At 54.5% G+C, this 20383-nt stretch carries 20 protein-coding genes, 1 tRNA gene and 1 pseudogene; 9 read left to right on the top strand and 13 right to left on the bottom strand.

What is annotated here, in order from left to right:
• Positions 1 to 36 precede the first annotated feature (36 nt).
• A tRNA-Met gene (locus KZZ10_RS11275) sits at positions 37 to 113 on the bottom strand.
• A 172-nt stretch (positions 114 to 285) separates the two neighbouring features.
• On the opposite strand from KZZ10_RS11275, the gene KZZ10_RS11280 reads away from it, so the two are divergent.
• The 3 genes from KZZ10_RS11280 to KZZ10_RS11290 are packed head-to-tail and all read left to right on the top strand — an operon-like array spanning position 286 to position 2995.
• Complete coding sequence (locus KZZ10_RS11280; RefSeq protein ID WP_259661636.1) at positions 286 to 1152, top strand: amidohydrolase family protein; 867 nt, start codon at positions 286 to 288, stop codon at positions 1150 to 1152.
• 13 nt (positions 1153 to 1165) lie between these two features.
• Positions 1166 to 1972: an SDR family NAD(P)-dependent oxidoreductase gene (locus tag KZZ10_RS11285; protein ID WP_259661637.1), complete on the top strand. Its 807-nt coding sequence runs from the start codon at positions 1166 to 1168 to the stop codon at positions 1970 to 1972.
• Positions 1973 to 2008: 36 nt separating this feature from the next.
• Complete coding sequence (locus KZZ10_RS11290) at positions 2009 to 2995, top strand: Bug family tripartite tricarboxylate transporter substrate binding protein (protein WP_375372560.1); 987 nt, start codon at positions 2009 to 2011, stop codon at positions 2993 to 2995.
• On the opposite strand, the gene KZZ10_RS11295 is transcribed toward KZZ10_RS11290, so the two are convergent.
• The 7 genes and pseudogenes from KZZ10_RS11295 to KZZ10_RS11325 form a co-directional block, all read right to left on the bottom strand.
• Positions 2992 to 4239 (bottom strand): ArgE/DapE family deacylase, encoded by a 1248-nt coding sequence (locus tag KZZ10_RS11295; RefSeq protein WP_259661638.1) that lies wholly within the window; start codon positions 4237 to 4239, stop codon positions 2992 to 2994. The two genes, KZZ10_RS11290 and KZZ10_RS11295, sit on opposite strands and share 4 nt — an antisense overlap.
• 2 nt (positions 4240 to 4241) lie before the next feature.
• Positions 4242 to 5474: pseudogene (locus tag KZZ10_RS11300) on the bottom strand (hydantoinase/carbamoylase family amidase); the annotation flags it as partial.
• 140 nt (positions 5475 to 5614) lie between these two features.
• Complete coding sequence (locus tag KZZ10_RS11305) at positions 5615 to 6469, bottom strand: endonuclease/exonuclease/phosphatase family protein (RefSeq protein WP_259661639.1); 855 nt, start codon at positions 6467 to 6469, stop codon at positions 5615 to 5617.
• A complete protein-coding gene (locus KZZ10_RS11310; protein WP_259662197.1) occupies positions 6466 to 7212 on the bottom strand; it encodes a carbohydrate ABC transporter permease in 747 nt (248 codons plus the stop codon). Before KZZ10_RS11310 ends, KZZ10_RS11305 begins: the two co-directional genes overlap by 4 nt.
• A 107-nt stretch (positions 7213 to 7319) precedes the next feature.
• Entirely contained in the window at positions 7320 to 8195 is an 876-nt protein-coding gene (locus KZZ10_RS11315; protein ID WP_259661640.1) for a carbohydrate ABC transporter permease, read from the bottom strand.
• Entirely contained in the window at positions 8196 to 9476 is a 1281-nt protein-coding gene (locus KZZ10_RS11320) for an ABC transporter substrate-binding protein (RefSeq protein ID WP_375372561.1), read from the bottom strand.
• 17 nt (positions 9477 to 9493) lie between these two features.
• The gene (locus tag KZZ10_RS11325) at positions 9494 to 10516 is read right to left on the bottom strand and encodes an ABC transporter ATP-binding protein (protein WP_259662199.1); all 1023 of its coding nucleotides are present in this window, start codon (positions 10514 to 10516) and stop codon (positions 9494 to 9496) included.
• Between the two features lie 138 nt (positions 10517 to 10654).
• On the opposite strand from KZZ10_RS11325, the gene KZZ10_RS11330 reads away from it, so the two are divergent.
• The gene (locus KZZ10_RS11330; RefSeq protein ID WP_259661641.1) at positions 10655 to 11350 is read left to right on the top strand and encodes a cytochrome b/b6 domain-containing protein; all 696 of its coding nucleotides are present in this window, start codon (positions 10655 to 10657) and stop codon (positions 11348 to 11350) included.
• 117 nt (positions 11351 to 11467) lie between these two features.
• Positions 11468 to 12244, top strand: a complete 777-nt coding sequence (pcaD, locus tag KZZ10_RS11335) for a 3-oxoadipate enol-lactonase (protein WP_259661642.1) — start codon at positions 11468 to 11470, stop codon at positions 12242 to 12244.
• 77 nt (positions 12245 to 12321) lie between these two features.
• Here pcaD and KZZ10_RS11340 read toward each other — a convergent pair whose 3' ends face one another.
• Both KZZ10_RS11340 and purB read right to left on the bottom strand, forming a co-directional pair.
• Entirely contained in the window at positions 12322 to 12780 is a 459-nt protein-coding gene (locus KZZ10_RS11340; RefSeq protein WP_259661643.1) for a c-type cytochrome, read from the bottom strand.
• A gap of 40 nt (positions 12781 to 12820) precedes the next feature.
• Positions 12821 to 14197: an adenylosuccinate lyase gene (purB, locus tag KZZ10_RS11345; RefSeq protein WP_259661644.1), complete on the bottom strand. Its 1377-nt coding sequence runs from the start codon at positions 14195 to 14197 to the stop codon at positions 12821 to 12823.
• Positions 14198 to 14361: 164 nt separating this feature from the next.
• Here purB and KZZ10_RS11350 point away from each other — a divergent pair, with 164 nt between their 5' ends.
• Positions 14362 to 14973, top strand: coding sequence for a glutathione S-transferase N-terminal domain-containing protein (locus tag KZZ10_RS11350; RefSeq protein WP_259661645.1), 612 nt, complete (start codon positions 14362 to 14364; stop codon positions 14971 to 14973).
• A gap of 30 nt (positions 14974 to 15003) precedes the next feature.
• Here the strand turns inward: KZZ10_RS11350 and mnmA are convergent, their stop codons facing one another.
• Complete coding sequence (mnmA, locus tag KZZ10_RS11355; protein ID WP_259661646.1) at positions 15004 to 16137, bottom strand: tRNA 2-thiouridine(34) synthase MnmA; 1134 nt, start codon at positions 16135 to 16137, stop codon at positions 15004 to 15006.
• A gap of 113 nt (positions 16138 to 16250) precedes the next feature.
• Between mnmA and KZZ10_RS11360 the strand changes: the two genes are divergently transcribed.
• Genes KZZ10_RS11360 through KZZ10_RS11370 form a run of 3 tightly spaced genes read left to right on the top strand, consistent with a single transcriptional unit; the run spans position 16251 to position 19149 of the window.
• Positions 16251 to 17369: a Re/Si-specific NAD(P)(+) transhydrogenase subunit alpha gene (locus tag KZZ10_RS11360; protein WP_259661647.1), complete on the top strand. Its 1119-nt coding sequence runs from the start codon at positions 16251 to 16253 to the stop codon at positions 17367 to 17369.
• Positions 17369 to 17707, top strand: a complete 339-nt coding sequence (locus KZZ10_RS11365; RefSeq protein WP_259661648.1) for an NAD(P) transhydrogenase subunit alpha part 2 — start codon at positions 17369 to 17371, stop codon at positions 17705 to 17707. The genes KZZ10_RS11360 and KZZ10_RS11365 overlap by 1 nt, the downstream gene beginning before the upstream one ends.
• Positions 17704 to 19149, top strand: coding sequence for an NAD(P)(+) transhydrogenase (Re/Si-specific) subunit beta (locus tag KZZ10_RS11370; RefSeq protein ID WP_259661649.1), 1446 nt, complete (start codon positions 17704 to 17706; stop codon positions 19147 to 19149). Before KZZ10_RS11365 ends, KZZ10_RS11370 begins: the two co-directional genes overlap by 4 nt.
• Positions 19150 to 19230: 81 nt before the next feature.
• On the opposite strand, the gene KZZ10_RS11375 is transcribed toward KZZ10_RS11370, so the two are convergent.
• Together KZZ10_RS11375 and KZZ10_RS11380 are read right to left on the bottom strand one after the other, a co-directional pair.
• A complete protein-coding gene (locus tag KZZ10_RS11375; protein ID WP_259661650.1) occupies positions 19231 to 19452 on the bottom strand; it encodes a hypothetical protein in 222 nt (73 codons plus the stop codon).
• A gap of 104 nt (positions 19453 to 19556) precedes the next feature.
• Positions 19557 to 20383: autotransporter outer membrane beta-barrel domain-containing protein (locus tag KZZ10_RS11380; protein ID WP_259661651.1), on the bottom strand; the 827-nt coding region annotated here is incomplete at its 5' end.

Here is a 20383-nt window from a genome sequence, read left to right on the forward strand (position 1 = left end):
AAAATTACTTTAAGTATTTGATTTTATTGGGAAATTTGGTGGCGCATCCCTGATTCGAACAGGGGACCTGCGGATTATGATTCCGTCGCTCTAACCGGCTGAGCTAATGCGCCATTTGGGGCGATTTTGCCTTGAAAAGGCAGATTGCTGCACACCAAAGACCAAAATTCTAGCATTTTTTTGGTGTTTCCGCAGTGAAACAAGCTCGCCTGCGTGTCAAAATAGGTCGCATGACGGGGCACCAAGACCCCGCCACAAACCGAGACAAGGGAAGCCTTTAGCAATATGAGTGAACCCATCCTGACCTATAAGCGCGAGCCCTCGGCCACCACCATCCAGCTGCCAACCGGTTCGACCGACTCACATGTCCATGTATTTGGTCCAAGCAATAAGTTTCCGTATGCAGAGTCCCGTGGCTTTACACCCGTCGATGCTCCGAAAGAGGCCTTGTTTGCCTGGCACAAAAAAATGGGCATCGATCGCTGTGTGATCGTCAACACCCTGCTCCACGGTTTTGATAACAGCGTGGTCGAAGACGCGATGATTGCCGCCAAAGGTCGTTACTTGGGTGTCGCACTGGTACAAGTGGATGTGTCGGATGCCGAGCTCAAGCGCTTAGCGAGCGTGGGCTTTCGGGGTGTGCGGTTTCATTTCATGCCCGGCTATAAGGTGCACGAAACACCAGAACAGATCATTGCGTTCACCAAACGCCTCGAACCGCTTGGCATGCACATGCAATTGCAATTACATGCCCAGTACGCAAAAGACTTAATGCCGCTACTCAAGCAATCGGCGGTACCCGTGGTGATGGATCACATGGGTCGTGTCGATGCAAAGCTTGGGGTCGAGCAAGCGCACTTCCAGGATTTCTGCCGCTTACTTGAACTGCCTGGCTTTATGGTCAAGGTCAGTGGTATTGATCGCATTGATCCGAATCCGCCTTACCCGGATGGTGTTCCCTTTGCGCGCTACCTGATGCGCAACTACCCAGACCGTTGTGTTTGGGGCTCCGACTGGCCGCATCCCAACCATACGCACGTGCCAGACGATGGCGTGTTGGTCAGTGCCCTCGCACAGATCGCACCTAAGCCAGAGCTCTTGCACCAGCTCATGGTCGATAACCCCATGCGCCTCTATCGTTTTTCCGCTTAAAAAGGATTCAATCATGTCAGGCTCAGGACGTCTTGCAGGAAAAGTGGCTTTAATTTTTGGTGCGGGTTCAGTGGGCCCAGGCTGGGGTAATGGCCGCGCTACAGCGACGCGTTTTGCGGAAGAAGGTGCGCAACTTTTTGGTGTCGATCGTGAACTAGACCGCATGAAAGAAACACTGGAGCGTGTCAAAGAAGTCGGTGGCACGATGGAGACAGGTTTTTGTGATGTCACCAGCAGCCAAAGTATTTCAGATGCGGTAGATGCCTGCATGAAACGCTATGGGCGGATCGATATTCTGGTGAACAACGTGGGTGGTTCTGCCGCAGGAGGCCCAGTCGAAATGGCCGAGGACGTGTGGGATTCGCAAGTCGACACGAACTTAAAGAGTGTGTTCCTGACCTGCAAGTATGTCTTGCCGATTATGGAAAAACAAGGTTCAGGCGCGATTGTGAACCTGGCCTCGACCTCCGGTATTCGTTGGACGGGTTCGGCCCAAGTCGCCTATGCAGCCACGAAGGCTGGCGTGATTCAGCTGTCGCGTGTAGTCGCTGTGCAGTACGCCAAGAAAGGGATTCGTGTGAATACGATTATCCCAGGCCAGCTGCACACACCCTTAGTTGAAAGCCGGCTCGCGGGCCAACGTGCAGGCGGTGATGTGGCAAAGCTACTCGAGCAACGCCAAGCGCGTATCCCTCTACCTTTTATGGGGGATGGCCGCGACACAGCTAATGCGGCGGTGTTCTTGGCCTCAGACGAAGCACGTTTCGTGACCGGCACCGAGATCGTCGTCGATGGTGGTATGTCGGTACGCTGCGGTTAGATAGAAATTGATTGCTTTAAGACTGGAGAATTTAAAATGACACAAACAACAAAAACATCGATGCTTCGCCGCAGCCTAGTGGCCGCAACGCTTGCTGCTGCGGCATTCGGCACGCTGCCCGCACACGCGCAGGGCAGTGGTAAATCGGTGCGCTTAGTCGTCGCTTTCCCACCAGGCGGTCCAGTTGACTTCGTGGCGCGCACCATTAGCGAAGCACTGGGCAAAGAACTTGGTGCAACCGTTGTCGTCGAGAGCAAAGCCGGTGGTAACGGCATCATCGCCGCAGAGTACGTCTCTAAAGCACCCGCAGACGGCAGCGTACTGTGGCTGAGCAGCGCAGGTGCGGTGGCGATTAATCCAGGGCTTTACAAAAATCTGCCTTATAACCCCGTTACAGATCTGACTTCTATTTCTGTCGTGGTACGTAACGACGAACTATTAGTGGTCAACCCCAAAAACCCAGCAACGGGTCCTGCTGATTTTGTTGCAAATGCAAAGAAACAGCGCACGACGCTTGCGTCCTCAGGCCGCGGCAGTGTGCCGCATTTGGCAGGTGAGCTGTTGGCAGATATCACCAAAGCACAGCTGGTGGATGTGCCTTACAAAGGTGCAGCACCTGCGATCACCGATGTGATGGCGGGCCATGTGGATGGATTCTTTGGCGATGTACCTGGCCTGATTGGGCACGTGCGCGCAGGCCGTCTAAAGCCGGTCGCAATGGCAGCTGAACAGCGCCACCCCTTGCTACCAGATGTGAAGACTTTTAAAGAAGTGGGCATTGAGGGTGTGGACTCAGACAACTGGTATGCGCTGTTTGGACCAAAGGGCATGTCTGCCGAAGACACCAACCGTGTGGGTCAAGCACTTAAGCGAGCACTCGAGACACCGGCAGTCAAAGAGCGTTTGCTGAACTCGGGCACCTTGCCTGCAGCGTCCTCCCCAGCGGAACTGCAAGCCCTCTTGCAAAAAGACATCGCAAAATGGACCCGCGTGATCCGCGAGAAGAACATCACTGCGGATTAAGCACTCATCATATCCAGACAAGTCCGCGCGATCACTTTGGTTGCGCGGCGCAAGTCTTCAAGCTCTAGGCGCTCATCGGGCTGCTTGGCACGGCTCTCTTCCACAGTGCGTGGGCCCGCACCATACAAGACGACTGGAATCCCAGCTTCGCAATACAAACGGGCATCGGCATAAAGCGGTGTGCCGCAAGCGGGGATCGCCTCACCAAACTCTTCTTTTGCGTGCTGCTGCAAGGCGGCCACAAGCTCTGTGCTGCCAGGTAGCGGCTTTAGCGCACGCGCGAGCAAGATGCGCTTGGTCTCAGCAGTAATGCCAGGGATTTGTTTCCACACGGCATCGATCGTGTCGCGGATGCTTTGCTCAACTTGCGCAGGATCCTCTTCTGGAATCATGCGACGATCAAGCTTGAGCACCACTTTGCCTGGGATCACGTTGGTATTTGTGCCACCCGAAATCAAACCGATATTCAGGTAAGGATGGTTAATGCCGGGCACCGTGCTCTTGATCGACTTGTAGGTCTCGTTTAAGCCATACAGTGCGTTCATGATTTTGACTGCGGCGTGCAAAGCATCCACACCTGAGGTTGGCACAGCCGCATGACCCATCTTGCCATTGACCGTCACTTCAAACTGCAAGCAGCCGTTGTGGGCCGTGATGATTTGGTAGCTAAAGCCTGCGGCGATCGCCAGATCAGGTTTTGTGAGGTTGTTTTTGAGTAACCAGCCTGGTCCGAGCTCGCCGCCGAACTCTTCGTCGTACGTAAACTGCAATTCGATACGACCTTTCAGGTCTGCACCGAGTGCCTCTAGCGCGCGCACCGCAAAAATGTACGTGGAGAAGTCACACTTACTCACCGCCGCAGCACGACCATAAATACGGCCGTCGTGAATCTCAGCGCCGTAAGGTGGGTAGGTCCAGCCTTCACCTGGGGGAACCACATCGCCGTGTGCATTCAAAGCCAAGGTCTTACCGCCCTGCCCGTACTGGCGCTTGATAATCAAGTTCGTAATGGACTCCAAGCCTGCTTCGCGCACGACGGCTTCAGGCACAGTGTGGGGCTCTGCTTGCATTCCATAGCTCTTGACCAGCTCAGCCACATGCAAGGCATGCGGTGTGTTGTTGCCAGGCGGTGTGTCGGTTGGGACTTGAATCACTTTTTGCAGGAACTTCACCTGCTCATCAAAGTGCGCATCGATCCACTGATCGAGCTTGGCGTATAGCTGGGTCTTGTTGGGTGTTGTCATGATTAGTTGATTTCGTCGAGCAAAGCGATAAAAGCTTGGGTAGCGAGTTCCGCATCTTCTGCGGTAATGATTTCTAAGGGGTTGTGGCTAATGCCGCGATTACCACCGCGCACAAACAACATCGCTTGCGGCATGATGGTGTGGAGCTTCATCGCGTCGTGGCCGGCACCGCTGTTGAGCTTAAAGAGCGGCTGTCCAATTTTGGTGACAGCGCGTTCCCAGCGGGTTTGCCAGGCAGGATCCGACGGTGCAGCGCTCGCGCGCATCACTTCGTTGTATTCGAAATGCACACTGCGGCGCTTGGCGATCTGCTTGGCGGCTTGCACGATGTCATTGACCAAGCTGTCACGTTGTGGGTCGGTTGGTGCACGCATATCTAGCGTAAAGACGCACTCACCCGGGATCACATTGATCGAGCCGCCAGGCACTTGCATCTGACCCACGGTGGCGACACTGCCCTCTTCCGCTTTGGCACGATGCTCGGCCATCAAGCTGATTTCTGCCGCAGCCAGCAAGGCGTCTTCGCGCATCGACATGGGAGTCGTGCCAGCGTGGGCGGCAGTCCCAATAATTTTGCAGGTTGCGCGCACACCGGCATTGATCGAAGTGACAATACCGAGCGGCAATTGTTTCTCGCAAAGCACGGGGCCTTGCTCGATATGGACTTCTACAAAACCGAGATACTTTTTTGGATCGCGGGTCAGCGCCTTGATCGATTCAAGCGTGCCAGGCAGACCTGCGTCAACCATGGCTTGGCGCATCGACACACCGTTTGGATCAAGCTGATCAAGCCAGGTCGGATCAAAACTACCGGTTAGTGCGCCAGACGATAAGAACGTGGCGCGATAGCGCTGGCCCTCTTCTTCAGAGAAGCCAACGACTTCAATGCCGTAGGGCAACCGCTTTTTCTGTTTGGCGAGCTCGCCCACTACAGCGATCGGCACCAAAATGCCAAGCCGCCCGTCGTACTTGCCGCCGTTGCGAACCGTGTCGAAATGCGAGCCCGTTAACAACGCAGGGGCAGCTATGTCCGTGCCGTGATAGCGACCCACGACGTTACCCACCGCATCGGTCGATACCTCGTCAAAGCCCGCCTCCTGCATCAGTTGCGTGAGCGCTTGTGCAGTCTGTAGATGGGCGGGTGTCAGGTAGGTAACCGTGAGTTGGCCTTTTTCAGCCCAAGCGGGTTCGCTGAACGCTGCGATGCGTTCAGACCATTCCATAATCTGCTGGCCGTGGGAGGTGTGACTTGCCATGTTGGGGATGTCCGTGGTTGTACAAACGGGATACAAAAACTAACGATCCGTTAGTGTACCGGACAAGGTGGAGCCACGACCCCACCCTATGAGGACTTTTTGATTATCTGCCAAGCCACTTAATCCCGCAGCGTGATCACAACCGGTTGGTGATCAGAGGCCTGCGTCTGTTGATCCACCACAAGCTCTTGCACGCGCTTGCCCAGTGAGGGACTAACAAAAAAGAAATCGCAACCAACCGGCTCGGGTCCATAGGTTCTGTCAAAAATTCTGAACGTTGCTGGGTAAGGCTTACCGGGATGCAAGAATTCCCACGAGTTCACCCAGGCGCCTGAAGGCCCCGGCTCAATGATAGACGCATGCTCGGGGCTGTCGTATTCAAAATTAAAGTCACCACAGAGCAAGGCATCCATGGTGTGGGGCTTGAGCTCGTAAGGCGAACCGGGTTGCGGCTTGGGCGGCTGTAACGCCAACGCACACGACTGCAAGTGCAACTCACGCAGTGCTCTGGCCTGAGCGTGACGCGCCGCCACGTTGTAGTACTCAAGATGGGTGGTCATCAGACGTACAGGCCCCCAGGGGGCTTGCAGGGTGCAATCCAAGGCAATGCGGGGCATGCTGGGGGTGGGCTCAGACGAGGCCGCCGGCGGATGCGGGAGCGCAAAGTGTTGGATCTGCCGAATCGGTACACGCGAGGCAATCACGTTGCCGAACTGCCGACGAAAACCACCACACGGCGACAATTCATCCACGGCAGGGCTAAACACAACCTCAAACCCCGGCATGAGTGCACGCAAGGCCTTGATCTGGTCTGGCTCGGTCTCACCGGTTAAGGCGCGATAGTTAACAGCCACCTCTTGCATACAGATCGCGTCAAAATCAGCCATGCTGCGCGCATGCTCAATTACGCGTTTGATATCGACGACTTCATCTAGGCCTTTAAACCACTGCACGTTCCAGGTCAGAATTTTCACTTGATGCCTGCTCGCATAAAAGATTGGACAAACTGCCGCTGAAACAACAGGAAGCCAACCAATAAGGGCCCTGAGGTCAGCAAGGTCGCCGCAGTGATGATAGACCAGTCAATCCCTTGATCACTCGACGAGAATACCTGTAGACCAACCGTGAGCGGACGTGACTCGACAGAGTTACTGACAATCAACGGCCATAAAAAATTATTCCAGTGGTGGCTCACCGACACAAGCGAGAACGCCAGATAGACGGGCTTCGCAAGCGGAATATAGACATGACGCAGAATCTGCATGGTCGACGCCCCCTCCATCGCGGCTGCCTCCACCAGTTCCTTAGGGATGGTCTTAAAGGTCTGTCGTAACAAGAATATTGCAAAGGCCGAGGCAAAATAAGGTAAGCCGATACCAAACAAGGTATCGACCAAACCTAGATGACTGAGGGTTTGATAATTACGCACCAGAAGAATCTCTGGCATGACCATGAGCTGCACAAGCACCAACGAAAACAATACGTTCTTGCCAAAGAACTCAAACCGGGCGAAGGCGTAGGCCGCAAGCGTGCACAGCACAAGCTGCATCCCAAGAATGGTCGCGACCAACAGCGTGGTATTTAAAAAATAGCGCGCGAAAGGCGCGGCATCCCAAGCGGCTTTAAAGTTATCAAGTGTCAGCGGTGCGGTCAACGACAGTTTGGTCGCGAACTCTGAAGGATGAATGGCGGCCCAAAAGGCATACAGCAGCGGCATGATCCACAGCAAGGCCAGACACCAGGCACCGATCGTAGAAAGCAGCGAGGCTTGCCCGCCTAGGCCACCTGTGCGAACTACGCGCGCGCTGCTGTTAAGAGCCGTACTCATCGGTAGTGCGTCCTGCGGTCAAGCACAAAGAACTGAAACAAGCCGATCAACGCCAATAAAGCCAGCAAGACGGCCGTCAGCGCCGAGGCATAGCCCTGATCCCAAAACTTAAAGCCGACCTCATACAAATAGAACAGCAACAAAGACGAGGCGTTATCGGGCCCACCCTTGGTCATCACAATGATGTGATCCACCATACGGAAGGCGTTGATCAGCGCATTGACCAACACAAAGATGGTGGTTGGCATAAGCAGTGGCCATTGCACACGCCGAAAGAAGTACCAAGCACTCGCCCCCTCGATCTGCGCAGCCTCTTTATAACTAGGGCTTAGCGTCTGCAAGGCAGCAAGATAAAAAATCATGAAGAAACCGGCCTCTTTCCAGATGGCCACGACGATCACAGAGCCCAGCACTAAATTAGGATCGCCCAGCCAGTTCTGCCCATGCCCACCAAAGAGCTGAATGACTTGGTTGATGAGGCCGTAGCCAGGCGTGTAGAAAAAAATCCAGATGTTCGCAACAGCAATCATCGGCAAGACCGTTGGCAAAAAATACGACAAGCGCAAAAACTGCCGACCCGCGATCTTGTCATTGACCCATAACGCCATCCCGATCGACAAGGCAATGGAGACGGGGATGGTTACCACAGCAAACCAAAAGTTATTACGCAACGACTTCCAGAAGGTGGGGTCGTCGATCATGACGGCGTAGTTGTCTAGCCCAACAAAGACTGCGGCACGTCCGGCACGCGGCGTCGACATCAAACTGTCGATCAGCGTGCCCACGGCCGGATAGTGCGTGAAGCCCACTAAAAACACAAAAGCGGGCAACAGCAATAAATAGGCCTGGACGTGACGCAATCCTAACTGCATTTACTTATAACCACGCAACAAACGATTGGCTTCGGTCTGCGCATCCTTCATGGCTTGCTCAGGCGTCTTGGCACCAGTCAAAGCGGCCTGCAAGCCGTCGTTCAAGGCCTTGGTCACGCGCTGGTTGTCATGCGTCGACAACTCAGCGACTGCGTGTGGCAACTGATCACGTGCGACGAGTGCGGGTGGAAAGTCTGCAGCGTACTTTTTAAGTGCAGGCGTTTCGTAGGCAGCGGGCGAAACAGCCACGTAGCCGGTGTCGATACTCCACTGTGCAGCGCGCTCGGGTTGGGTCAACCACTGGGCAAACTTATAAGCACCCGTTTGCTCGGCTACGGTGGCCTTCTTAAAGATAAAGAAGTTACCGCCACCTGTTGGCGAACCGCGACGCTCACCGGCTGGCAACATGGCTACGCCGAAATCAAATTTGGCGTTGCTGCGAATGTTAGTCAGGTTACCTGTTGTGGTCCAGATCATGGCGGCCTTACGTTCCATGAAGTCGCGTGGCGTGGTGCCCCACTCTACAACGCCCGGTGGATGGATGCCGTGCTTGCGCGACAGATCAACCCAATACTGCAGAGCACTGACGACTTTGGGGTCGTCATACTTCACAGCATTACCAGCAGCGTTAGCCAAAATGGCCCCATTCTGTGTGCTGAAACCCTGGAACAACCAGTAAGGGAAACCGCTCGAAGGCACTTGAATGCCCCACTGCGTGACTTTACCGCTGGCATCTTTCTTGGTCAGCTTCTGACCCATGCTGATGGTTTCGGCCCAGGTCTGTGGTGGTTTGTTTGGATCCAAGCCCGCTTCTTTGAAAAGCTCTTTGTTCCAATACAGGACAACCGTTGAACGCTGGAAAGGCACACCCCAGGTTTTATTGTCGAACTGACCGTTCAACAAGAAGGCTGGGAAAAAGCTCTTGAGCCAGGCGCGGTCTGCGTCGGTTTTAACGAAGTCGTCGATTGGGGCAATAGCGCCCTCGTCTGCCAGCGTGAACGTGTCAGTCGACAACAAAATCGCCGAGGTCGGTGGCTTACCAGCTTTGTGTGCCGTCAGGACTTTAACAATCGTTTCCTGATACGTACCCGAGTAAACCGGGGTCACGTTGTAGTCGGGGTTTTCTTTATTAAACTGGGCAGCATAGCCGTCAATGATCTTGGTGATCGGACCGCCCACAGCCACTGGAAAATAAAACGAGATTTCGGTCTTGGCCAACGCCGCAGCGCTAACACAGAGACCTGCTGCAACCATTGCAGCACGAGTCAATATTTGCTTCATTACTATCTCCTTAGAGTTCAACTAACGATACGCAAACCATCTTTATCGAACCAATGCAGGCTCGACACATCCCAACCCAACTGAATCTCTTGTTGCAACTGCTGCGCATGCTTACCTTCTGCCCGCAACACAATCACTTGCTCACCCGCGCGGGCATGCAGCATTAAGTCTGCACCGGTGAACTCTGTGTGGTCGACCGACAGGCGGTGTGCACCACCCAGCCGTACATCTTCAGGCCGCACGCCTACATGGGTTGCTGCGGCCGGAGCTTGCAAGGCAATGTCTGTACCAGCGATTTTGCCGTCTTTTAACTCGAGCATGTTCATGCGTGCGCTGCCGATAAATTGCGCGGCAAAGCGCGTGGCCGGCTGCTGGTAAATCTGTGTCGGTGTGGCAACTTGTTCAATGCGCCCATCGCGCAGCAACACCACGCGATCGGCCATGCTCATGGCCTCGGTCTGATCATGCGTGACATACACCACCGACAAACCAAGTTTCTGCTGCAACGCGCGCAACTCGTGGCGCATTTCCTGACGCAGCTGCGCATCCAGATTGGATAGCGGCTCATCCATCAGACACAGCTTGCTATCGGCCACCAAGGCGCGTGCCAGTGCCACGCGCTGTTGCTGTCCACCTGATAATTCACCAGGCTTGCGCGACTGCAAATGGCTCAGGCTCAACAAATCAAGTGTGCGCGCAAGACGCGCTGCGATATCTTGACTACTGACGCGACGAATCTTCAGACCAAAGACAACGTTCTCGGCAACGGACAGATGCGGGAACAAGGCGTAGTTCTGGAACACCATCGATACACCGCGCTGCGCGGGTGCTTCCTCGGTGACATCCCGATCAAAAATTTTGATGCGCCCACAGGAAGGTGTTTCTAAACCCGCAATCAACCGCAACGTCGTGGTCTTGCCGCAACCAGAGGGACCGAGCAACACAGAGAACTCGCCTTGCTCAAGCGACAAATCACTTGGGTGCAAGGCAGCAGTCGCCCCCCAATTTTTTCCGACCTGCTCAAATAATACCGCTGTCATCATTAAACATCGCTCTTCTGGCTAACTGACTGTGCCGACTATGGTAGCCGATGTGATTGACTATCTGGTGACAGTAGCAACGGCAGATGACAGTTATGTTGCAGTGCAAAAAAGCACTGCAAGTGATACATTGGCGCGATGAAACAACTTCCTTCCAAAACACGTATCTGGGACCTCCCCACCCGTCTCTTTCACTGGGCGCTCGTGGTGTGCGTGGTAGGTGCGCTTGTGACGGTCAAGCTTGGCGGCAATTGGATGCAGTGGCACTTGAACTTCGGTATCGCCACACTCGCTCTGTTGGTGTTTCGAGTGATCTGGGGGCTAGTCGGTCCCCGCTACGCGCGATTTAGCTCTTTTTTGCCGAGCATTCGCGCTGCCTGGGGGTATCTGTGCCAGGCCTCGACAGCCGGCACGCGTCAGGCCGGACACAACCCGCTAGGTGCTTGGTCCGTCTACGCCCTGCTCGGTGTGTTGCTCTTACAAGCGAGTACCGGACTCTTCGCAAGTGACGACATCATGTATCAAGGTCCCTTATCGGTATTGGTGAGTAACGACCTGGTCGCGCAGCTAACAAGTGTCCACAAGCTTGGTGAGCTCGTTATTTTTTCACTGCTTGGCCTACACCTTGTCGCCATCGCGCTCTACACCATCAAAGGTCACGGGCTGGTGGGGCCGATGATCCATGGCGATGCCAACAGTCAGCACCTCACCACTGGTACCCTGCCCGCACAGGACGATTGGCGTGTTCGCGTAGGCGCCTTGGTGTTGGCTGCGCTGCTTGCCTGCGTCGCTTGGTGGTTAGCCAATGCGCAGTTTGGGGTGATCTTGAGCTGAGCCCGATGTGCGCAAGTACGGGGAACTCTTTTTGCTAAGATCGGTCTCACACAAAAATATAACGGCACCAGGGGCCGTTTAAACCAAATTAAAACAAATGACACGGGGATAATTTTTATGCCGAGCTTGAACAACGCAAACTGCCGAATTTACTGGCGCACCGATGGCAATCCAGAGCTCCCTTCCCTAGTGCTAAGCAACTCGCTAGGTACGGATCACACATTGTGGGATCCTATTTTGGATGAGTTGCTGAAACATTTTTATGTAGTGCGCTACGACACGCGCGGCCATGGTGGTTCGGACGCCCCTGCAGGTGACTACACGCTGAATGAACTGACGGACGATGTACAAGCAGTGATTGCAGCGGCGCGACTCACGAAATACGACTTCTGTGGGATCTCGTTGGGCGGCATGACAGGTATGGAACTCGCGGCGCGCCGGCCAACGGGTTTGCGCCGTCTGATTTTGAGCAACACGGGTGCTGAGTTTCCTGCAGGCACCTGGGATCAACGCATGACAGCGATCAAACAAGGTGGGATGGCCGCCGTCGTTGACGGTATTCTCGGTCGATTCTTTACACCGGAATTTGTCGCGAAAAATTCAATCGGACTTCAACGGGTACGCAATGGTGTACTGACGGGTGCACCGCAAGGCTATATCGGCTGTTGCTCGGCGATCCGTGACATGGACCTCTACCCGCGCCTGAGCCAAATCCAGGTGCCCACCTTGGTGATTGTCGGCGACTCCGATCAGTCCACACCGCTCGCGCGTGGCCAAGCTTTGGTCGAGCGGATTAAGGGTGCCAAGCTCGTGACGCTGCCTTGCGCGCACATACCGCCAACGGAAATCCCAAAGCAGTATGTGCAAACAGTCATGCCGTTTTTGCTGAGCTAGAAATTCGCTCAAACCAAACAAAACCCCGCCGCTCAGCCTTGAACGGCGGGGTTTTAACTCAACTCTACTCTAGTGAATTATTTTTTGGCGCGATAAGAATCGTGGCAAGCCTTACAACTTGCACCGACATCACCTGCGGCCGAGCGCAGCTTACTCAAGTCACCTGAATCTGCTGCGGCAGATAACTGCACCACGGAAGCTTGAAATTTTTGCTGGGCGGCTTTAAAGCCTGCAGCGTCAGACCAGATCTCGGGCTTTGCACTGCTTGTACCTTGCGTTCCAGCACCGAAGGCAGACCAGGGCAAGGTCGAGAGGGTTTGAATCACGGCGACGTTCGCCTTCACGGCTGCCGCATCAAAGGCCACTTGGCCTTTCAGCACAGGCTGCAGTCGGCTCATGTGGGTACTCAACATCGAGAACGCCGACTGTCGATACTTAATCGCATCTTCAGGCTTGGCGAATTGGGCCTGAGCCGAGCTCATCCAAAGCGGTGCACAGACTACTGTTGCTGCCAATACGAGCGATAGTTTTTTCATCTTGCGACTCCGGAAGGGAAGATAGCGTTTAGGGAATTCTTTACGACACGACGGCCAATTCTTGGGCCAAGCCGATATAGGTGCGTGGTGTTAGCGCAAGCATACGAGCCTTTGCGTCAGCCGGCAATGCCAATCCATTGATGAACTCTCGCAAGGCCTCTTGGGTAATGCCCTTGCCACGCGTAAGCGCTTTGAGTTGCTCATAAGGCTGGGGTAATCCGTAACGACGCATCACTGTCTGGATGGGTTCGGCCAAGATTTCCCAACAATTATCGAGGTCTTCATCAATCGCGGCTGCATTCACTTCGAGCTTGCCTAAACCACGCAAGCAGGCATCGTAAGAAACCAGGCAATAGCCGAGTGCGACACCAAGGTTGCGCAGCACAGTCGAGTCAGTGAGGTCGCGCTGCCAGCGCGAGATCGGTAGCTTCTCAGACAAATGGCGCAGCACGGCGTTGGCCAAACCGAGGTTACCTTCAGAGTTCTCAAAATCGATCGGATTGACTTTATGCGGCATGGTCGATGAGCCTACTTCGCCGTCTTTCAAACGCTGTTTGAAGTAACCCAGGGCGATGTAGCCCCAGATGTCGCGATTCAAATCGATCAAAATCGTATTGGTACGCGCGATGGCATCAAACAACGCTGCCATCCAGTCGTGCGGCTCGATTTGGATCGTATGGGCGTTTTGCTTCAGCCCCAAGTGCTTGAGCACGCGTCCACTAAACGCAGGCCAATCGATTTCTGGGTAAGCGGAGACGTGCGCATTGTAGTTACCTGTCGCACCGTTCATCTTGGCGAGCGGCACAACGGCTTGGATGTTGGCGATGGCATCACGCAACCGAGCCGCGACGTTGGCGAACTCTTTGCCTAAAGTTGTGGGGGTGGCGGGCTGGCCGTGCGTGCGCGAAAGCATAGGCTGAGCCGCTTGTGCCTTTGCGATATGCTGCACCGCCGCATAGACCTTTTGTAACTGTGGCAAGACCACTGTATCCCGGGCACGGCCCAGCATCAAAGCGTGCGAGGTGTTGTTGATGTCTTCTGATGTACACGCAAAGTGAATAAACTCGCCTGCCCGCTCGAGTTCGGCGTCGCCCGCAACCTTCTCTTTTAGCCAGTATTCAACCGCCTTGACATCATGGTTAGTGGTTTTTTCAATATCCTTGATGCGTTCGGCATCGGCTTCCGAAAAGTTGGACACCAGGCTCAACAGTTTGGCCCGTGCGCCAGCGCTGAAAGCCGGAAGCTCGGACAAACCCGCTTCAGACAAGCCGATCAGCCAGGCAATTTCGACCTCGACACGGTGCGCCATGAAGCCCGCTTCGGACAAAAGTGGCCGCAGCCCGTCACAACGCGAGGCATAGCGCCCGTCAAGTGGCGACACCGCGTTCAGTGAGCTCAAGGATGAATTAGTTTTCATAGGTGGATTTACGACAAAAAAACAACACAATGGATGCAAAGAAGTTTATCACTCCCTCGCATAAGCCATTGAGCCTGTGCTAGCGGATACACTCTAGAGCGTATGCTTTTTGCTGGGAGCCCCCCTGGGAAAGCACTTTAGCTAATCTTTGTTTAGTCGGTTACATGAAACTAATTGCCTCTCTCACAAGTCCCTACGTCCGCAAAGTACGCATTGTGATGGCTGAAAAAAAGCTCGACTACGAGCTGCAATTAGAAAATGTCTGGGCCGCCGACACCAAAGCGTCTGAGTACAACCCTCTGGGCAAAGTTCCCTGCCTGATCACAGACGACGATACGCCTCTTTATGATTCACGCGTGATCGTGGAATACCTCGACACACTCTCACCTGTCAGCCACATGATTCCCAAGACGGGGCGCGAGCGCGCGATCGTCAAATGTTGGGAAGCTCTAGCCGACGGGACGCTCGATGCAGCAATCATCATTGTGAAAGAACTACAGCGCCCTGCCGAACAGCAGAGCAAAGAGTGGATTGACCGCCAGTACGGAAAGATTCACGCAGCCTTAGCTGCAATGGAAAATGATCTGGGAACACAGTCGCACTGCATGGGTGTCGGCTACAGCCTGGCAGACGTAGCCGTTGGTGTGGTGCTAGGCTATCTGGATTTTCGCTTCCCGCAAATTGCATGGCGTGACAGCGCACCTAATCTGAGCCGTCATTACGCGAAGCTGTCCTTGCGACAGAGCTTTATCGACACGGTTCCGGTCGTCAGTTAACGCGCTTCTTCGGACACACGGCATCGTCACCTAGCTGGCGATGATTCCACCGCCTAAACAAACATCACCGTCGTACAACACCGCAGATTGCCCGGGTGTCACGGCCCACTGTGGGTCTGTGAAACTCAAATTGAAAACCTGTGCCGTGGCAGCACTTAAGGTACAAGGCGCATCTGCTTGCCGATACCGAGTCTTCGCAGCATAGCCACCCGCCTCAGGGGCCACTCCAGACACCCAACTCGCCTGATCGGCAGACAATGCGTCAGACAGCAACCATGGGTGCTCGTGGCCTTCCACCACATACAGCGCATTGTTTTCAAGATCTTTGCGCGCGGCATACCAGACCGGGCCTGTGCCATCTGCATGCTGATATCCTTTCACACCACCAATGCCCAGACCCTTGCGCTGACCCAGGGTGTAGAACGATAAACCGTGGTGCTTACCGACTTGCTTACCCGACTCGGTCAAAATCGGACCAGGCTTAGTAGGCAGATAGCGATTTAAAAACTCGCGAAAGGGCCGCTCACCAATAAAACAAATTCCGGTGGAATCTTTCTTCGCAGCATTCGATAGCTTGAGTTCATGCGCAATGCGTCGCACTTCGCTTTTGGGAATCTCACCCAAGGGAAAAAGTGTGCGCGATAGTTGCGCCTGATTTAAGCGATGCAAAAAATAACTCTGGTCCTTGGTGTGATCCAAGGCCTTGAGCAACTCAAAGCGTGGCCCTGTCGCGCTTTGAACGGAGCGGACGCGTGCATAGTGACCCGTTGCAATATGATCGGCACCAAGTGACATCGCATGATCCAGAAACGCCTTGAACTTGATCTCTGCGTTACACAACACGTCGGGGTTGGGCGTGCGTCCCGCAGAATACTCGCGTAAAAAGTCCGCAAACACCCTGTCTTTATATTCGGCCGCAAAATTCACGGCCTCAATATCAACGCCCACCACATCAGCCACGCTCACGGCATCTAGCCAATCTTGACGGGTGGAACAATATTCTGAGTCGTCATCGTCTTCCCAGTTCTTCATGAACAGGCCCACAACCTCATAGCCCTGCTCCTTCAGAAGCCAAGCGGTGACAGACGAGTCAACGCCGCCGGACATACCGACAACGACGCGCTTTTTTGCGCTAAGAGGCTTACTAGAGGCTGAATACGTCATATTGAACGAAATTGTAGTCGGGATCTGAGAAAGTGCTCTGTGGTCATGCAGGGCGCCACGGGGTCTCATGGTGTATAAATCAGGGATTCATTTTTTTCTATTTGGAGAAGTCTATGCGCATTGGGATTCCGCGCGAGACACGCGATGGCGAGACCCGGGTTGCCGCCACCCCTGAAACCGTTAAAAAGTACGTTGCCGCCGGCCACCAAGTGCTGGTCGAACGCGAGGCGGGACTTGCCGCCCACTTTAGCGACGCGGCCTACGAGCAAGCGGGTGCGCAACTGACCGATGCCGCGCAAGCGCTGTCGGCTGCGCTACTTCTCAAAGTACGCGCACCGGACGCAACCGAGCTGGGCAAAATCCAAGCCGGCACAGCTGTAGTCGGTATGCTGGATCCCTTTGATGAAGCAGGCCTCGATGCGATGGCTCAAGCTGGCATCACGGGCTTTGCGCTCGAGGCGGCACCACGCACCACGCGTGCGCAAAGTTTGGATGTCTTATCTTCGCAAGCAAACTTGGCTGGTTACAAAGCCGTGCTGCTCGGTGCACATTATTACGGTCGCATGTTTCCGATGATGATGACAGCAGCGGGCACGATCAAAGCCGCACGCGTTGTGATCTTAGGTACCGGCGTGGCCGGTCTGCAAGCGATTGCAACGGCAAAACGTTTGGGCGCAGTCGTCGAAGCATCGGATGTGCGTCCTGCGGCAAAAGAGCAAGTTGAATCACTCGGCGCAAAATTCATTGACGTGCCATTTGAAACGGATGAAGAACGTGAGATCGCGCAAGGCGTGGGCGGTTATGCCCGACCCATGCCAGCAAGCTGGATGACACGTCAAGCGGCCTTGGTCTCCGAGCGTTGCAAACAAGCGGATATCGTGATTTCGACTGCCTTGATTCCTGGTCGCCCTGCACCGACCTTGATTTCAGCCGAGACGGTGCGTGCCATGAAGCCGGGTTCGGTCATTGTGGATCTGGCCGTTGAACGTGGCGGCAACTGCCCTCTGTCGCAGAAGGGAAAAGTCGTGCAAGAAAACGGTGTCACACTCGTTGGCCTGACCAACTTGCCTGGCATGGTTGCGACGGATGCGTCTGCGCTCTATTCACGCAACATACTCGACTTCCTAAAGCTCATCATCGACAAAGAAGGCAATCTTGCGATTGCGCGCGATGACGATATTGTTCAAGCCTGCCTCGTCTGCGAAGCTGGCAAAAATTTAAGGAAAAAATAATGGATGCGCTTGATCCTACCTTGGTGAACCTCATCATTTTTGTCTTGGCAATCTATGTCGGCTATCACGTCGTCTGGAACGTCACCCCTGCCCTGCATACGCCCCTGATGGCCGTGACCAATGCAATCTCAGCGATCGTGATTGTGGGTGCCATGTTGGCCGCTGCGCTCACCGAAGGTGGACTAGCACGCGGCATGGGCGTGTTTGCTGTGGCGCTCGCTGCAGTCAACGTGTTCGGCGGCTTCTTGGTCACGCGACGCATGCTTGAGATGTTTAAAAAGAAAGCACCGAAAGAGAAAACCGCAGACAAAGCAACAAATACTGGAGGTCACGCATGATTTCCATTAACGTTGTGACGATGCTGTATCTGGTCGCCTCGGTATGTTTCATCCAGGCGCTCAAAGGTTTGTCTCATCCAACCACATCACGCATCGGTAACGCTTTTGGCATGGCCGGTATGGTGATTGCTGTGCTGACAACAGCCGCACTGATTGTCAGCTTGGCACGCGAGGGACAAGCAGGAATTGGCTTAGGTTGGGTGGTGCTTGGCTTGTTGATTGGTGGATCGATCGGTACGGTCATGGCTAAGCGCGTTGAAATGACCAAAATGCCTGAGCTCGTGGCCTTCATGCACAGCATGATTGGTCTGGCTGCTGTCGCGATCGCGGTCGCAATTGTGGCTGAACCCCATGCGTTCAATATTGCAGCTAAGGGAGCACCAATTCCCTTTGGTAACCGCCTAGAGTTGTTCATCGGTACCTTTGTTGGTGCCATCACCTTCTCTGGCTCAGTGATCGCGTTTGGCAAGTTGTCGGGCAAATACAAGTTTCGCTTGTTTCAAGGTGCGCCTGTCGTCTTCCCCGGTCAGCACATGTTCAACCTTGGCATGGCAATTGCCATGGTCGGTTGCGGCATCTGGTTCATGGTGACGCAAGATTGGACACCGTTTGTGATCATGACCTTGATCGCGTTTGTGCTCGGTGTCTTGATTATTATCCCGATTGGTGGTGCAGACATGCCCGTCGTGGTGTCGATGCTTAACAGTTACTCGGGTTGGGCCGCTGCGGGCATTGGCTTCTCGCTCAACAACCCAATGCTGATTATTGCTGGCTCACTCGTGGGTTCGTCAGGTGCGATTCTGTCTTACATCATGTGTAAGGCGATGAACCGGTCGTTCTTTAACGTGATTCTGGGTGGCTTTGGTGGTGCGGCCGATGCAGGCCCTGCCGCGGGCTCTGGCGTACAACGCAACGTCCGCTCAGGCAGTCCAGATGATGCCGCCTTCTTGCTCACCAACGCAGAGACCGTCACGATCGTTCCTGGTTATGGCTTGGCCGTTGCCCGTGCACAGCACGCACTGAAAGAACTGGCGGAGAAGCTCACCGAGCATGGCGTGACTGTGAAATACGCCATCCACCCCGTCGCGGGTCGTATGCCTGGTCACATGAACGTGCTACTTGCTGAAGCTGAAGTCCCCTACGATCAGGTGTTTGAGATGGAGGACATCAATAGCGAGTTTGCACAGACAGACGTGGTCTTGGTACTGGGTGCAAACGACGTGGTGAACCCGGCTGCGAAGACGGATCCGAAATCACCAATCGCCGGGATGCCGATTTTGGAAGCCTACAAAGCGAAAACAATCATCGTCAACAAGCGCTCAATGGCCTCGGGCTATGCGGGCTTGGACAACGAGCTCTTCTACCTCGACAAAACCATGATGGTGTTTGGCGATGCGAAGAAAGTGATTGAAGATCTAGTGAAAGCGGTGGAGAACTCTTAAAGCGTCAGTGCTTAGGAAAGACACTAAGGCCTAGCCGAGACTGCCCACACACCTTAGGTTGACAGTCTTGGCTAGGCTTTTTTAATTAACGTATTTGGTGACGTAGACCGTTGCGGCAAGCAGTGAAGGCAGGAGCACTGCCAGCAGCGTCACAATACGCCAGGTGAGCTTGGTCATTTCAGTATGAAGCGTGGTCTCGACCCGGCCGATTGCAGTAGTCATGCGAGTTTCGAGGCAAGCTAAGTCTTCACGCGTGGCAAGAGACGGGATAAGTGCTTCTAAGCGGGCGAGTCTGATTTCCATAACGGAATTTTACTGAACTGCCCGCCTAGATTGCTATACGTATAGCGGATATTTTTTGTAACTGATCGCAACTGCGCGACTGAAGAGACGCACATTCGCAAACTTTAAAACGCCACTCGCAATCCCACACTCCCACCGTACAGCGTCTGCCCCGTTCTAGCTTCGACCGAGACACCTGCGTAAGCGTAGGCGCTGTCAGCGACTTTCACTGTGCCGTACAAAACTGCCTGCACAAACGTAGAGCCTGCTGTGGGGGTGGTGACGCTGCTTGAGTAGCCACCGAGGGTGGTATTCAAGGTTGGATTGAGTAAGCCCTGCGAGTCAGCACCGATGGCGAGGTTCGCACGATAGGTGTACTCATCTTTGAGCGGGTCTTTGTTGAGCGACCCTGCACCGACACCGATCACTCCACGTACGCCATTGGCGTTCATCCGTCCGACGGTAAGTGCTGCAGCACTTGCGCCCTCATCGTAGGAGGCTTGGCCCACGTACTGGTAAGTGAGGCGTACGTAGGGCGTGATGCGCACACCGCTGATCTCAAACGGGCGGCTCAGACCTGCGCTGACCAGCACATCGTTACCCATCACGGACTTGTTGCTAAAGCCATTGCTGATGCCGGTGATGTCGCTACGCGAGAGGTTTGTGGAACTTAGGCCAAGGCTGACCATACCGTCGAGTACATAATCTTCTGCCACAGGCATCTTGCCGTACAGGAACAGTGCACCCTGTTGGATGGTGCTGTTGCCACCCGTGGCATTGACCGTGGTGTTCGAGAGCGCTAAGCCACCACCAAGTTTTAAGCCAAGCGCAGCGTTTGTATATGCATCCACGCCAAACACGGCTTGGTATAGGTTGTTGTTAAAGCCATTGCCACCGCTGTTACCTGAACGCTCACCGCGCTGGTAGGCGATCTCACCCCAGGCACGACCGT

The sequence above is a fragment of the Zwartia hollandica genome, from assembly GCF_019923725.1.
Classification (GTDB): domain Bacteria; phylum Pseudomonadota; class Gammaproteobacteria; order Burkholderiales; family Burkholderiaceae_B; genus Zwartia; species Zwartia hollandica.

Coding starts and splice junctions, on each gene's coding strand:
- KZZ10_RS11365 (WP_259661648.1), top strand. CDS start 17,369: ATGGATGCGCTTGATCCTACCTTGGTGAACCTCATCATTTTTGTCTTG.
- KZZ10_RS11330 (WP_259661641.1), top strand. CDS start 10,655: ATGAAACAACTTCCTTCCAAAACACGTATCTGGGACCTCCCCACCCGT.
- KZZ10_RS11350 (WP_259661645.1), top strand. CDS start 14,362: ATGAAACTAATTGCCTCTCTCACAAGTCCCTACGTCCGCAAAGTACGC.
- KZZ10_RS11285 (WP_259661637.1), top strand. CDS start 1,166: ATGTCAGGCTCAGGACGTCTTGCAGGAAAAGTGGCTTTAATTTTTGGT.
- KZZ10_RS11370 (WP_259661649.1), top strand. CDS start 17,704: ATGATTTCCATTAACGTTGTGACGATGCTGTATCTGGTCGCCTCGGTA.
- KZZ10_RS11340 (WP_259661643.1), bottom strand. CDS start 12,780: ATGAAAAAACTATCGCTCGTATTGGCAGCAACAGTAGTCTGTGCACCG.
- KZZ10_RS11325 (WP_259662199.1), bottom strand. CDS start 10,516: ATGACAGCGGTATTATTTGAGCAGGTCGGAAAAAATTGGGGGGCGACT.
- KZZ10_RS11360 (WP_259661647.1), top strand. CDS start 16,251: ATGCGCATTGGGATTCCGCGCGAGACACGCGATGGCGAGACCCGGGTT.
- mnmA (WP_259661646.1), bottom strand. CDS start 16,137: ATGACGTATTCAGCCTCTAGTAAGCCTCTTAGCGCAAAAAAGCGCGTC.
- KZZ10_RS11295 (WP_259661638.1), bottom strand. CDS start 4,239: ATGACAACACCCAACAAGACCCAGCTATACGCCAAGCTCGATCAGTGG.
- KZZ10_RS11315 (WP_259661640.1), bottom strand. CDS start 8,195: ATGCAGTTAGGATTGCGTCACGTCCAGGCCTATTTATTGCTGTTGCCC.
- KZZ10_RS11310 (WP_259662197.1), bottom strand. CDS start 7,212: ATGCCGCTGCTGTATGCCTTTTGGGCCGCCATTCATCCTTCAGAGTTC.
- KZZ10_RS11290 (WP_375372560.1), top strand. CDS start 2,009: ATGACACAAACAACAAAAACATCGATGCTTCGCCGCAGCCTAGTGGCC.
- KZZ10_RS11280 (WP_259661636.1), top strand. CDS start 286: ATGAGTGAACCCATCCTGACCTATAAGCGCGAGCCCTCGGCCACCACC.
- KZZ10_RS11320 (WP_375372561.1), bottom strand. CDS start 9,476: ATGAAGCAAATATTGACTCGTGCTGCAATGGTTGCAGCAGGTCTCTGT.
- pcaD (WP_259661642.1), top strand. CDS start 11,468: ATGCCGAGCTTGAACAACGCAAACTGCCGAATTTACTGGCGCACCGAT.
- KZZ10_RS11375 (WP_259661650.1), bottom strand. CDS start 19,452: ATGGAAATCAGACTCGCCCGCTTAGAAGCACTTATCCCGTCTCTTGCC.
- purB (WP_259661644.1), bottom strand. CDS start 14,197: ATGAAAACTAATTCATCCTTGAGCTCACTGAACGCGGTGTCGCCACTT.